We start from the raw sequence: 13604 nt of genomic DNA, 5'->3' as shown, positions 1-13604 counted from the left end.
GTTTATTAAAAACATACTATATAGGAGCTTTATTGTCAAGAGTTTATATGTCTTAATAGATAAATTCCGTTTTTTTCAATTCTCCAAACTTGAATTTCTGGATGAGTATAATATGCGGAAAATAAACTTAACTCCATCTTAAATATAGTGCTGAGTTTCACTGCCACTCTTTAACACCATTTTCGCCACACCAAGCAATGCTGCAAACAAAACACCTGCAACCGGCCATACAATCCATGTAATATCCCAGCTCATCGTCCAGAAGCTCCATGCAAGGTAAATCGCTGTAGTCAAGCACCAATATACACCAGAAAACGTGTCAGTCTTTTTCTTAAACAGTTTTTCTTCTTTTGTATATTCCCCTTCCTGAAGAAGGGTATCGTAACTGCTTTTTACCATCCCAACACGAACCAACAGATTCACTCCTATTGCAAGTATGAATAGCAGTAATCCAACGGAAAGACCGCAGTAATAGTCGGACGCTTCCATAGATTCGGCAATAATTGTCGGAATCACTGCCAGTATACAAAGCACTACCCCAACAGCCGTTCCTCTGATAAAAATTGGTTCATAGGAATCTTTTTTTTCTCGTACCATTCCAGATACACCATACTCTGTTTCAAAGCATTCTTTTTCAAAATGTTCCATATGTGATTCACTCATTCCATATGTAATAAACAAAAAGACGGCTGCCGCAACCATTCCAAGCAAAAAAACACATCCAAATACTGTTGCCAGAGATTCCGAAACATGAAATACGCTATCTTCTGCCATTGTCACAAGAACAATCAATAATATTGGACTTAAGATACACATACTTGTTGCGTTTGCCACTACTTTGGATCCATTTCTTTTCATGTCAAGAAATTCATTTGCATTCTCCATAGTTACTTTTTTCAACGGTTCTGCATAGCTTTCAGTACTTTCGTGATAGGTGATATTTTCTGCTTTCATTTCATCTTTTAATAGGTAATCTGTACTAACACCAAAAAGCTCCGACATCTGTAAAATTCTTTGCAAATCTGGAACAGCTCCTGCACTTTCCCACTTAGATACTGCCTGTCTGGATACGCCCAACTGATTGGCTAGTTCTTCCTGTGACCATCCATTCTTTTTTCTTTCCTCTGTAATCTTATCAGCTAAAATCATTTTTTCCTCCTTTTGCAGATTTTATGAGCTAAATATAACAGTTTTGCTGTTTGCATTCCACCATTTCAGGCTGTAAATCTGTCAACCAGCAGTTGCAAATCACAAAAGGACTCTATGAATCCCGATTTTCCAGCAATACAAGCAGGAAATTATTTATCATCTGTATTGTTTTCCTTTTTCTTATGAGTCGAACCCAAGCAAAGAAACGAAGAACCAAGACATAACCATACTATAGCCATAGAATTTTCATTTCCACTCGTAAAGTCTATAGCTGAGGCTACGAGAAACAGAACTGATGCAATATAAAATAAGATTGATTTATTTATTCCTTTTTTCATAAATAAGAATCTCCTCCAAGTCCCGACTTTGATAAACCCATTATACCATTTCTGAAACATCCTGTCACCACATTTCATCAGATCAGAACCTGTCAAAATCCTCCTGCGTGGCAACCTGTCTTCATCCCTTATACTCATCGTTCCTGCTTTCCACAAACATATCATTCACCATCCCGATAGTCAGCAGATCCAGATCCCGGATGGAAATCCCCAGCTGCACACACCGGAGAAGAAACAGGGGAGTTGTCCTTTCACGGTCTGTTGCATGAAGTTTTTTTTAGCCTCCACATCCGTCCTGATGTTCATCCCCCACAATTCAATCAGCTTCGGCAAAACCTGATAAATACTGAATCGCAGGTATCTCTTTCAATCCTGCTATCTTTGCCGCATTGGTTCTGTTATGCCCTGCAAGCATCTCATAGCCCCTTGCAGCTTTCCTCACAATCACCGGATTCAGCACACCATGATCCCTGATGCTCTGTACCATATCTTCCAGGCGTTCTCCCTCATACAGCCGGAACGGATGATCATGAAAAGGATGTATTTCCTCAACAGGAATAGAAACGATCCCGTTCACAGGCACTGGCGTATCCTTCACCGGATCCTCAGAAAGAAGATCCAGTGCGTCCTGAAATACTTTTCTTTTTGGTGCATTAGCTTTCATCCCCAACCACCTCCTCTGCCAGATTCCGGTATGCTTTACAAGCCTTATTCTCCGGTGCATACTCCCGAAGCGGCTCACTGTAATAAATTGATTCTCCCACCTTTACTGTGTTTGGTATGATACTCTTAAAAATCCGGATCTGTCCATCAAAAGTATCCGTCAGCTGTTCTGTGATTACCTTACAGAGATTTGTTCTGGCATCACACATAGTCAGCAGGATCCCTGCAATCTGCAGGCGGTCATTCAGTCTGCTTCTGACTTTCTTCACTGTCCGGATAAAATCCTGCAATCCCATCGTTGCCAAAAGCTGCGGATTGACGGCAATAATCACCTCATCAGCCGCCGTCAATGCGTTAATCGTCAATGTTCCGAGCAATGGACAGGTGTCTACAATAATATAGTCATACAGCCCTCTCAGTGGCTCCAGAATACCAGTCAGCATCTTCTCTGAACCCATCTAGCTTACTGTCCACTGCTGAAAGCATCATGGATGATGGAATAAAGTCCACACCATTTCTACTCTGTATAAACTCTGACGGATCCGGCATTTCCTCATCTTCCAGCCGATTCATCATCAGATGTCCAATCGTCACCGGCACAGCCGCAGGATCTTCTACTCCGAAGCAGGTTGTCAGATTTGCCTGGCTGTCAAAATCAACAGCCAGAACCCTTTTTCCCATCTCAGCCAGTGAATACGCCAAATTCCAGGAGCTGGCAGTTTTGCCAACTCCCCCTTTAAATGATCCACACATTATAATCCTTGCCATACATTCTCCCCCTCTCATGCTTTCTTTCCATAACAGCCTGCACTCTGCTCTGCCACATATTTTGCAGTAATTTCTTCTTTTTCATTCTGGTATCTGATTATCAGTTTCTTAATCTCCTCATCCATAAATGCGGTCTTCGCTTCCTGCTCTTGTGCTTTATCCACATCCGGCGTGATAATCAGCTGACCATTTTCACATTTCACCTGCACATAATCCCCAAGATGAAATCCCAGTTCTTCCAGCCACTTTCCTTTTAATGTAATTGCCGGAACTGTCTCATATTTATAACCGCTCTGTCCACAAACCTTCATATTCCTTGCATTTTTCTTTGCCATAGAATTGACTCCTTTCAGATTTGACTAATAGATTTTTAGATAAAAAGAAAAAGCCGCTGACACGTTATCTTCTAACGCATCAACAGCTTCTATCCTGCTTTAATTCAGTGTATTATTCGATTTTATTTAGGCTCTTTACCATCTTTAATACGATAGTAATCATCCATATCCACGCTGAATTTTACCGTGGCATCTGGTTTTCGTTTGCCCAAAAGACACACAGTCTCAACGGTACTTTCATTGTCCCAACAAAGTTCCTGTGTCTCTCTGTCTCCAAAATACACCGGAAAACGGAACTTTATGTGCTTCAGGAATCTGCCATCTGGCTGCTCCTGCTCGTAAATGTCCACCTGTTCCACAAAGCTGTTAAGAAATTCTTTCTTCTCCAGGTCGGTGAACTTATCATATAGTTTATCAAAATATAAAAGAAATTGATAGACGTTTTCTTCTGATATTTTCTGTTGCTGAATATTCAGCAGGCGGTTCTTGACTTCTTCTATACTGTTCTCCACGCCTTCAATTTCATCATACAGACGGTATAACCTTGTCTCCATATCCTGATATTTCTTTTCATAAAATTTATCCATGATGTCCAGGCTATCCATCTGCTGTCCAAGTCTTGCTTTTGCTCCGGTCAGCTGCCTGTACTGTTTTTCCAGTCTTTCAATCTCTTTTTCTATTTCTTCTGTATCTATTCTTGAACCAATTTTATTCAGAATTGCTTCTTCAAATTTCGGATTCTTCACCAGTTTCCGGATAACTTCTTCTACTGCATTGTTAATCTTCTCTTCGCTCCATTGTTTACGATATCCACATTTATGACCGTCTACCAGGCGACGATGTTTGCAGGCATAATAGAAATAATCCTTATATAAGGTTCCGTCTTTCTTTTTCTTTCGGTTCACGTTTCCATACATACCGCTTCCACATAACGGACATCTCAATATTCCGGATAAAATATGCTCATGATCGAGGCTATGTGTCTTTTCATATTTTACACCTGTTTTTTCCCGTTTTTGATGTGCCAGCTCCCAGTCTGTTTCCGAAATGATTCCTTCATGGATACCATCGTGTAGCATATAATTTTCCTGCTTTACAATACGGTATTCATTTCTTGTACCAGATACTTTCTCATTCTTCCTTCGTCCATAAGCCAGCTTTCCACAGTATACCGGATTATCCAGAACGCCTTTTATAAATGAAGCGGCAAATGCGTCCAGTGTATTATTCTGTCGTTTTTTCTTTTTATATCCATGCTGGTTCAGCCATGCAGCAATCGCAGAAATTCCCATATTTGTATGAATAAATTTATCATAGATCAGACGAATAATCTCTGCTTCGTCCTCTGCGATCTGCAATTCTCCATTTACCAATTCATAGCCATATGGAGCAAACCCGCCGTTCCATTTTCCTTCCCTTGCTTTCTGCTTACGTCCTTCCATTGTCTGAACAAGGATATTCTCCCGTTCAATCTCTGCCACCGCAGACAGAACAGAAATCATCAGCTTTCCACTATCTTTTGAGCTGTCAATCCCATCTTCAACACAGATCAGATTCACTCCAAAATCCTGCATCCTCTGCAAAGAGTTTAATACATCTGCCGCATTACGACCGAATCTGGAAAGCTTGAACACCAATACAAACTGTACCTCATCTGTTCCATTCTCAATATTATCTAACATTCTCTGAAATTCCGGTCTGCCCTCTACGCTCTTTCCAGACTTACCTTCATCGGAATACTCATTTACGATTTCCATGTTTTGAAATTCCGCATATCTCTTGAGTTTTTCTTTCTGAGCATCCAGACTGTAGCCATCTACCTGCATGGTTGTGGATACTCTGGTATATATATCGCATTTAATCTTTTTATTCTTCATAATCTTCCTCGCAGTATAACTCTGTTTTATTGTCCCAACCTTATTTTAGTACTTGTTCCAACTACTTTCAATACTTATTTTCCGTATTGACGCATTTCTTCGCCAATCATATAATTAAGTTAGATACAGAGCATTTCTGTTATCAAAATATTGCCCGCCCACCATCGGCGACTTATAAATGATTGGCTCGAAAATATTGTTCGCTTACCGGAAGCGTCTAATAAATGTCCGGCTTGAAAATTATTTAGAAATAATTTTTGTTTTTGATATTGTGTTTTTATCACACATTGCATATACTATAAATACACAAAAAAGCCAAAAAAGAGGAGGTGTTAGTATGGCTACTTCAAGTATTACTCATAATTTTGTCGTATCCAATCCAAATAGCATAAAGCGTTTTGTCGCAGCAATTGACGAAGCCGACCGTGACCGCACACCAAAGCAGACACTTCCCGGACGTCAGTTAACGAACCCACAGGAAATCTTAGCTTTAATGTCAAAAAGGAAGAAAAAACATGTCTGATAAATATTTTACCGTTAATATTCGGGCATATTTGGATAAAGACGAACCGACATATATCGGAGAGGAAAGTCTTTACGACTTACTCTCCGATTTTTCTTGTCCCAAAAATCCCGATGTGGAATACTTTTTATTACATAATGCGATTGAGTTTACCAAAAAAGATCAATCTATCACTTATCTGGTATTTGATGCTGAAGATGCTTCACTGGTTGGTTATTTTTCACTTACAGTAAAACCAATCTCTGTCCGTGCTTCAAATATCAGCAAGACAATGGCAAAAAAGCTGTCCCGTGTCAGTATTTTGGATGAAGAAACACAATCCTATACTACCGCAGCTTACCTGATTGCCCAGTTGGGAAAGAACTATTCTCTTCCAAAGAATAAACGAATCCCTGGAAATATTCTACTGGGATTTGCACTGGAAACCATATCCAGTCTCAAATATTCCGTAGGCGGCGTTATGGAGTTTCTTGAATGCGAAGATAATGAATTTCTTCTGAGCTTTTATACACAGAATCATTTCAAGCCATTTGATACTCGTATTACCGCTTCCCAGAATAATGAGTCACACACTCTGCATCAGCTTTTAAAATTTATTTGATTTAAAAATACATGAAAAAAGCGACAGTCTGATTTACATTTTGTATTTCAGGAAACTGCCGCTTCTTTTTCTTCCTTATTCTGTTTTTCTTCCTCCAACTCCCGGAGGACTTCAGCGCCGTACTTATCAATCATCCGTACCAGAAAATCAATGCACCGCTCAAATTCAATATTCTGTTGCATAAGCTCCTCCCGTTATTGTTTTGATCTGAGCTTATTTTACAGAACCTGCCGGAAAACCACATTGAATAAAAATTGATTGTAAATTGACACAATCAATTTAAAAATATCCGCATTTTCTTGAATCGAATATATGTTCGTGCTATGATAGATATACTTAATCTTAACTACGAAAGGGGAATTTCTATTGAATCGATGCGATTTTTCTTCTATTAGCACTTGCTTAAAAAATCATATCAGCGAAAGTAATCAAATGAGTCAGCCTGATTTTTTATACGAATTATTTGAAGATTTTATGGATGATCCGGCAAATCAGGATTTTTCTATGGATAATGGTCTGGTTTGTCGTTGGCTGACCGGTCAAGCAAAGATCAGTCCCAAAATATCTGCCTACTATTCCAAACCCAGTAATCAGAAAAAACTGGCAGAAACCATTCACCAGAATCTGCTTCCATTGATGTCTGACTGCAATATGGCTATGCAGGATATATACACATTATTTATACAAGATGACACCATCTCCGATGCCAAAAAGAAAAATCTGGCTTCTCTGTACAAACCAGCCAGCTCACGTCTGCTTTTTCTTGCAAAGCTGATTTCTTTTGGCATGGAGCGACAATTTATCAAACGTGATACTAAAAATCAAAAATTAATTGCCGGAGGTGCCCTGTCACCCATTGTGCTGGATTATATTATGGACAGTGAGGTTCCGAAACCATGCCGTCATTTTATCGGAAGAGATAAAGAACTAGAAGAATTATATACCATGCTTGAGGAAAACCGTCATGTTTTTCTTTGCGGAATTTCCGGTATTGGTAAAAGCGAACTTGCCAAAGCCTACGCAAAACATTACAAAAAGTATTACACTAACATTCTATATGTAGAATATACAGGTGATCTTCATCAGGACATTACTGACATGGATTTTATTGATGATCCACCAGAAATCAACGAACAGGAACGGTTTCAAAGACATAACCGTTTTCTGCGTTCCCTGAAATCCGATACTCTGCTTATCATAGATAATTTTAATGTCACAGCTACACAGGACAGTTTTCTGTCAGTAGTATTAAAATACCGCTGTCAGATTTTATTTACGACCAGAAGTAATCTGAATGAATACTGTACTTTTCAATTAAAAGAAATAAAGGATATAAACATTCTTTTCCAACTGACATCTGCATTTTATTCAGAAGCAGACAAGTATCGTTCGACCGTCGAAAAAATCATAGAGACCGTACACTATCATACTTTTGCTGTAGAACTGGCTGCAAAACTTTTGGAAAATGGAATTTCAACTCCAGGTCAGTTATTAGCAAGACTTCAGGAAGAAAGAGCATCTCTCGATAATGAAGATAAAATTAAGATAATCAAGGATGGTCAAAGCAGTAAAGCCACTTATTATAGTCATATCCATACTCTATTTTCACTATATGCTTTATCCCGAAAACAGCAGGATATCATGTGCAATTTGTGTTTTCTTCCTTACACTGGTATTTCTGCCCGCATATTCGCCAAATGGCTGGAACTGCCTACCTTAAATGAAATTAACGACTTGATTGAAACTGGTTTTGTGCAGACAACTACACGTCACACAATCTCCCTGCATCCTATGATTAAGGAAATTGCCCTTTCAGAGACAAAACCATCTGTAAGTAGCTGTCACATATTACTGGATTCTTTACAGAAAATATGTTTAATGCATGGAATCGAAGTCGATTATTACAAGAAGCTGTTTCAGACAGCAGGAAACATCATAGAATTGATTGAAAAAGATGATATACCAAAATATCTACTTTTTCTGGAAAATATTTTTCCATATATGGATAATTATAATTACCAGAAAGGTATGAAAGAAATCATTCAGGAATTAAAAAATTTTTTGAAGCCTAAAGACATTGGCACCGATTCTGACCGGGCATTGTTACTGGATTTTCAGGCTACTCTTGAAATCAAGCCAGAAAAAGCAATAAAACTGGAAAAGGATGCACTTGCCCAGATAGAAAATATCACTGCTGACAATGCTCGCCTTGTTTCCAACCTTCATGCCAATCTCGGTGGACTTTACCGCATGAACGGTCATCCCGATCTCGCAAGAGAACACATGGAAAAAAGTATCTCACTGCTTGACCAATTTAACCTGCTTCATATAAATGACAGCATACCTCAGATTGCCAATTATGCAATGTTCCTGACAGAACAGCAGGAACCCGAAAGAGGGATCTCCGAATTGCAAAAATTATCCGGCATCATCAAGGAATACCATTCCGATGAATGTCTGGATTATGCCAAAGTACAGGAAACCCTTGCAACCATTTATCTGATGACCGCCAATCTTTCACACGCCAAAACACATTTTAAAAAAGCTTTCAAAATATATGAAAAGATCTGGGCTGATGAGCCTGAAATGATTGAAGCAAAATATCTGGAGATTCAGGAGTTATATCCACAGATTGGATTTTCCATTTGAAAAACTCTATCCGGTCTTTTAACAAAATAAGTACAATTTACGGCGGGCAACTTGCCCGCCGTTATATTCAACTATTCGTCAAATAAATATATGCATCTTCCAAAGTGATATCATTATCCGGGGCGCAATTCTCATTTGGCTTTCCTTTGCTTAATACTTTCATATGAATTCCATTTTCTACATACTGCTTAGATGAAATAGAATAATTGGCTTCTAACAAACGGGCTTCTTCTGCATTTTGTACCGTACAATTCCAAACACAACCCTTTGCATTTTCCAGCAACCCACTCACGCTTCCGGAATATAAAAAACTTCCTTTTTTCATAATGGCAAGCTGTGTACAGGTTGCTGCTAAATCTTCTACTACATGAGTGGAAAACAGCACAGTTCTATCCTTTGAAAAATCAACCAGAAGATTGCGGATCCTAATCCTTTCTTCCGGATCTAACCCAGTGGTAGGTTCATCAATAATCAAAAAATCCGGATTATTAAGAAGCGCCTGTATGAGTCCGACACGTCTCTTCATACCACCAGATAATTGCCGCATTTTTTTATTCTGATGCTCTGTAAGAGAAGTCTTTTCCAGATAATAGGTAATTCTTTGTTCGAGGTCATTTCTGGATACTCCTGACAGTCCCCCCATATATACAAGACATTCTTTCACCGTAAGATTCGGATATAAGTCGATTTCCTGTGGAAGATAACCAATCTTTTTCTGTATTTTCTCATAATTTCCCTCGTTATACAGAATTCCATCAAGGGAAACCATTCCTTCCGTTTGTTTTAAAACAGTTGTAAGAACCCTCATCAAAGTGGTTTTTCCAGCACCATTCTCACCCAAAAGTCCGTAAATTCCCTTAGGTATTTCAAGAGATGCCTTATTTACTGCAACTACACCATTTTTAAATCTAACTGTTAAATCATTTATTCTAATACTCATAATCTATCCTCTTTTCTTTAAAGTAATTGGTAATACTGCAAATAAAAACAGCCCCGCTATAAAAGACACAAGCGTTCCATAAATCCAACTCTCGGACATTAATTGAGTAGGTTCACAAAAGCTGAAAGAAAACAATCCCAGATTTCCGAAAAATGAACTTCCCGCTTTTGATATAAGTCCAATGACAATTCCAAATAAACATCCAATACCTGCCCACATATTTCGAAGCAATGTACACAAAATCACAGAGCATATACTCCAAAACCAGATAGTTCCAAACATTGCAATGAAATATAAAAGAAATATCTGAATACCCGAAATGCCTTCGTTTACACTGCCCGGTTTTTGCCAGAAAAACAAAACATATCCAACACAAGAAAGTATTAATAAATATAATATTTGAACGCTCACTCTCTGCGATATTACTTTTAACTGCTTTTTTTGGTCATACAAATGAAATACATCGGCACGCTTACTTTTTACTTCCATCAAATATGTGTCACTACAAAAAATAATTGTTAAAAATGCTATTGGAGACTGAATTGCTGAACCGATTTCTTCATAGTATATAATCGGATGAATAACACACAATATCAGTATAAAGGCACATGAATAAAAAATCTTATATAACGACAGGCAGTTTTTGAGTTCCGTTTTCAATGAACCCTCCTCCTTTTCCAGATTGTAACAGAAATACATACTAATATAACAGATGCGATCACAAGCATAATCTGATTTATATTTGACATTTTGGCTGCATGTGTTTCAAAAAACCTGCCAGGAAATCGCACCATAATAGAGAACGGTCTCATATAATAAATATCATTCTTCTCGGTCAGCATATTTGAATATATAATGTGTAAAAACAAAACTGGTGCTGCCGGAAGCGGATTTTTAAATATTAATGCTGTAATTGTATAGACACAACATATCATCAAAAGATTCGGCACAATATAGATCAGAGAATTCACGCAAAAATCAATTGGTGTTACCGGAAATCCCGATTCTAAAGACGTTTTCAAACACAGCATAAAGAATATAACATTCAAAATCACTAATACTCCCAGCATACTAATGAATCCGCTTATTACTTTCCCACATATATATTGGATTGCCGTAACAGGCTTTGTATGTAATAATTCATAGGTACTTTTTCGTGTATCCTGAATAAATAAAAATGATAGCAAGACTGTTGCAAAAAAGGCCATATGCAATCCTGCAAAATCCGTGAACTTTTTGGCAAAGTACCAGGAAAAAGAATGTTCGGATAATTTCCGCTCGATATAATGATTGATTTCTTCTGCTGTCCCCTTATGAATTTCAAGGTCCTCATAAGCATATATTGCATTATAATAGCCATATTGGGATTCCAAAAACTCAGAAGCAGTCTTTACATCCATATTCTGAATTTCTTTCATTACATGATCCGCTTCCTGCCTGCTAAATCCAAAACCATTTTGGGAGGTGTCCATTAACGTCTCTTTGATCGTATCTTCCCACTCCCTTCTTCTTTCTTTATCATCAGATGTGGGAATGTACCCATCCATGACATCGGCATCTTCCAATGCTACGTCATTTTGTGTGATCTGTTCATTCTGTTTGATATAATGAATTTGCAAATACGATGACAGACATTGATACATACTGGCAACTATAATAATCAAGCCAATCCACAAAACAGGGTTCTTTAAATAATCAAGTATACTTCTTTTTATGATTGTTTTCATTGTATCTCTTCCTTTCTTTATTTCTTTAACAACATCATACAAATCAATTCTCAATAAATTCACAATAAAAAAGACTAAAACCACTTTATTTGTGATTTCAGCCTTATAAAGTATTTTTATTCAGCTTTGAAAAGAGCTTCTACATGAGCACCGCCTTGTCTGGCATTATATATTTTCAAATTTCCTCCATGCTTTTCACAGAAAATACGAGAAATATACATACCAAGGCCAAAATGCTTTAAATCATCTTGTGGATTCTTATGATAAAATGGTTCTGTTACTTTTTCCTCAGTATCCACAAATCCTATTCCATCATCTTCAACAGAAATTATAAGAAAACCATCCTTTTTCTTTATCTGCAAAACAATACTTTTTTGTGCATATCGAACCGCATTTTCCAGTAAGTTGTCTGCCACTTCCATGACAAGTTCCTCATCCACTTTCACAATGTTTTGTTCCTGCACTCTTTCTACCTTACATAATTTACTTTCCTTCTTGGACAGCATGGCAGCTTCTGCCTCAATCTTTTTTGCCAGTTCCGATAATTCTATCTCTGAGCATTGCAGTTCCCTCTGTTCTAAATGGGACATTTTTCTCATGTTTTCCGTGAAATGCTCTATACGGTCAATCTGATACATGCCTGTTTGTAAGATATCAATAACATCCTCTGTTTTTATACTCTCAGCAGAAACAAACTCTAAGAGCATTTCCTGATACCCTCGCAATATGGAAAGTGGAGAACGTATGTCATGTGCAATTGCATTCCGCAAGACCTTCTCGTCATCAATCATTCGCCACATCTTTCTGTTGTTATCTGCTAAAGCACTTCGCATCATTTCAAATTCTTTACACAACGTTCCCATCTCATCTTTATTTTCATAGGACACATGAAAATCCAGTTCATTATCTGCAATCATTTGTGAGGCATCTTTTAATTCCTGTAGAGGCGTCTTTAACTTATTTTTATAAAAAAAGAATACCGCAGCAACACTCCCAACAATCGAAAAAATCAGTACCGAATATGTTTCCATAAAGTCACACATTTCCGAAAGATGATGGTCCAAACGATTCATCTGTGATTGATTAGGTCTTGATATCTCAATCTCGTATTTCTTTCCATATTGCTGAAACACGTCCGTATAATCTGCATAATCAATATATTTTTCCCATATTTTATTCTGCATATTTCTTGCAAAATGAACTGTAAATCCAGATAACAGAAATGCTGCCGTTAAGCTGATCACAAAATAAAGCAGAATTGTTTTTTTCAGTGACAAGTTTCTTATTTTTTCCATCGGTATCCAATCCCCCATACAGTTTCTATGTATTCTTTTTCTGAATAATCCGCTATTTTTTTCCTTATACGCCGTACTAATTCCGTTATCGTTCTACTGTCCCCTTCCGCATCATATCCACAGACTTGTGCATATATACGTTCTTTATCAAACACCTGCCCTGGATGCATGGATAAGAATTCAATAATCTGATATTCAATTTTTGTGAACTCCATCCTGTGTCCAGCTATAGCTACTATTTTTTCAGAATAATCAATCAGCATTTCATCCATGAAACGGTATTCCGTTTTTTGTTGATGCCTTTCTTCTCTCTTTATGTTTGTGACAATCCTCGCTTCCAACTCCCGAAGACTAAATGGTTTCGTAATATAATCATCCCCACCTGAAAGCAACCCATTAATTTTATCATCTTCGTCAACTCTTGCTGTTAGAAATAAAATTGGACATAACACTTTACTGCGTATCAGACGACATACTTCAATCCCATCCATGCGTGGCATATTGATATCCAACAAAATAATATCCGGTTTCATTTTTATTTTATTTAATGCTTCCATTCCATCTGTAGCCGTAATGGTTTCATATTGTTTCATATTAAAATAACTACAAAGCATTTTCACCAATTCTTTATCATCATCGACAACTAAAATCTTGTATTTCATCCAAACCACCTCCAGTATCCATATTATACGATAAAAAAACAATGAAATCACAACAAGAGTACATGAAGAACGTACGC

Annotated in this window: 14 protein-coding genes and 1 pseudogene; 3 read left to right on the top strand and 12 right to left on the bottom strand. The window is 37.6% G+C overall.

The features are described from left to right. Window positions 1-138 precede the first annotated feature (138 nt). The 6 genes and pseudogenes from DW743_RS05215 to DW743_RS05190 all read right to left on the bottom strand — a co-directional run bounded on the left by DW743_RS05215 (window position 139) and on the right by DW743_RS05190 (window position 5130). Window positions 139-1149: a helix-turn-helix domain-containing protein gene (locus tag DW743_RS05215; protein ID WP_117509301.1), complete on the bottom strand. Its 1011-nt coding sequence runs from the start codon at window positions 1147-1149 to the stop codon at window positions 139-141. Between the two features lie 149 nt (window positions 1150-1298). Continuing rightward, a complete protein-coding gene (locus tag DW743_RS05210) occupies window positions 1299-1487 on the bottom strand; it encodes a hypothetical protein (protein WP_117509428.1) in 189 nt (62 codons plus the stop codon). Between the two features lie 316 nt (window positions 1488-1803). After that, complete coding sequence (locus DW743_RS05205; protein WP_243004544.1) at window positions 1804-2151, bottom strand: ParB N-terminal domain-containing protein; 348 nt, start codon at window positions 2149-2151, stop codon at window positions 1804-1806. Beyond that, window positions 2141-2903, bottom strand: a pseudogene (locus tag DW743_RS18870) (ParA family protein). Before DW743_RS18870 ends, DW743_RS05205 begins: the two are co-directional and overlap by 11 nt. A gap of 29 nt (window positions 2904-2932) precedes the next feature. Further along, window positions 2933-3253: a SymE family type I addiction module toxin gene (locus DW743_RS05195; RefSeq protein ID WP_117760749.1), complete on the bottom strand. Its 321-nt coding sequence runs from the start codon at window positions 3251-3253 to the stop codon at window positions 2933-2935. A 122-nt stretch (window positions 3254-3375) separates the two neighbouring features. Next, complete coding sequence (locus DW743_RS05190; protein ID WP_243004543.1) at window positions 3376-5130, bottom strand: recombinase family protein; 1755 nt, start codon at window positions 5128-5130, stop codon at window positions 3376-3378. Between the two features lie 337 nt (window positions 5131-5467). Between DW743_RS05190 and DW743_RS18325 the strand changes: the two genes are divergently transcribed. Both DW743_RS18325 and DW743_RS05180 read left to right on the top strand, forming a co-directional pair. Then, a complete protein-coding gene (locus DW743_RS18325; protein ID WP_009245306.1) occupies window positions 5468-5653 on the top strand; it encodes a hypothetical protein in 186 nt (61 codons plus the stop codon). After that, window positions 5646-6254 carry a hypothetical protein gene (locus DW743_RS05180; protein WP_055195104.1) on the top strand — a complete coding sequence of 203 codons (609 nt, stop codon included), beginning with the start codon at window positions 5646-5648 and terminating at the stop codon, window positions 6252-6254. The genes DW743_RS18325 and DW743_RS05180 overlap by 8 nt, the downstream gene beginning before the upstream one ends. 47 nt (window positions 6255-6301) lie before the next feature. Here the strand turns inward: DW743_RS05180 and DW743_RS18630 are convergent, their stop codons facing one another. Continuing rightward, on the bottom strand, window positions 6302-6436 hold the full coding sequence (locus DW743_RS18630) for a hypothetical protein (RefSeq protein ID WP_005348500.1): 135 nt from the start codon (window positions 6434-6436) through the stop codon (window positions 6302-6304). A gap of 250 nt (window positions 6437-6686) precedes the next feature. Here DW743_RS18630 and DW743_RS05175 point away from each other — a divergent pair, with 250 nt between their 5' ends. Further along, the gene (locus DW743_RS05175; RefSeq protein ID WP_117760747.1) at window positions 6687-8903 is read left to right on the top strand and encodes a tetratricopeptide repeat protein; all 2217 of its coding nucleotides are present in this window, start codon (window positions 6687-6689) and stop codon (window positions 8901-8903) included. 67 nt (window positions 8904-8970) lie between these two features. On the opposite strand, the gene DW743_RS05170 is transcribed toward DW743_RS05175, so the two are convergent. The 5 genes from DW743_RS05170 to DW743_RS05150 all read right to left on the bottom strand — a co-directional run bounded on the left by DW743_RS05170 (window position 8971) and on the right by DW743_RS05150 (window position 13527). Beyond that, window positions 8971-9843, bottom strand: coding sequence for an ATP-binding cassette domain-containing protein (locus DW743_RS05170; protein WP_117509305.1), 873 nt, complete (start codon window positions 9841-9843; stop codon window positions 8971-8973). Between the two features lie 3 nt (window positions 9844-9846). Then, on the bottom strand, window positions 9847-10503 hold the full coding sequence (locus DW743_RS05165) for a transporter (protein ID WP_238033586.1): 657 nt from the start codon (window positions 10501-10503) through the stop codon (window positions 9847-9849). Then, window positions 10500-11570 carry an ABC transporter permease subunit gene (locus DW743_RS05160; RefSeq protein WP_117760745.1) on the bottom strand — a complete coding sequence of 357 codons (1071 nt, stop codon included), beginning with the start codon at window positions 11568-11570 and terminating at the stop codon, window positions 10500-10502. Before DW743_RS05160 ends, DW743_RS05165 begins: the two co-directional genes overlap by 4 nt. Window positions 11571-11686: 116 nt before the next feature. Continuing rightward, window positions 11687-12865 (bottom strand): sensor histidine kinase, encoded by a 1179-nt coding sequence (locus DW743_RS05155; RefSeq protein WP_009265791.1) that lies wholly within the window; start codon window positions 12863-12865, stop codon window positions 11687-11689. Further along, complete coding sequence (locus DW743_RS05150; RefSeq protein WP_014080778.1) at window positions 12853-13527, bottom strand: response regulator transcription factor; 675 nt, start codon at window positions 13525-13527, stop codon at window positions 12853-12855. Before DW743_RS05150 ends, DW743_RS05155 begins: the two co-directional genes overlap by 13 nt. Between the last annotated feature and the right edge of the window lie 77 nt (window positions 13528-13604).

The sequence above is a fragment of the Blautia sp. AM28-27 genome (genome assembly GCF_003480905.1).
Taxonomy (GTDB): Bacteria; Bacillota; Clostridia; order Lachnospirales; family Lachnospiraceae; genus Fusicatenibacter; species Fusicatenibacter saccharivorans.
Note: the sequence above shows the minus strand (reverse complement) of the source record. Positions and strands in the feature narration are given on the sequence as shown.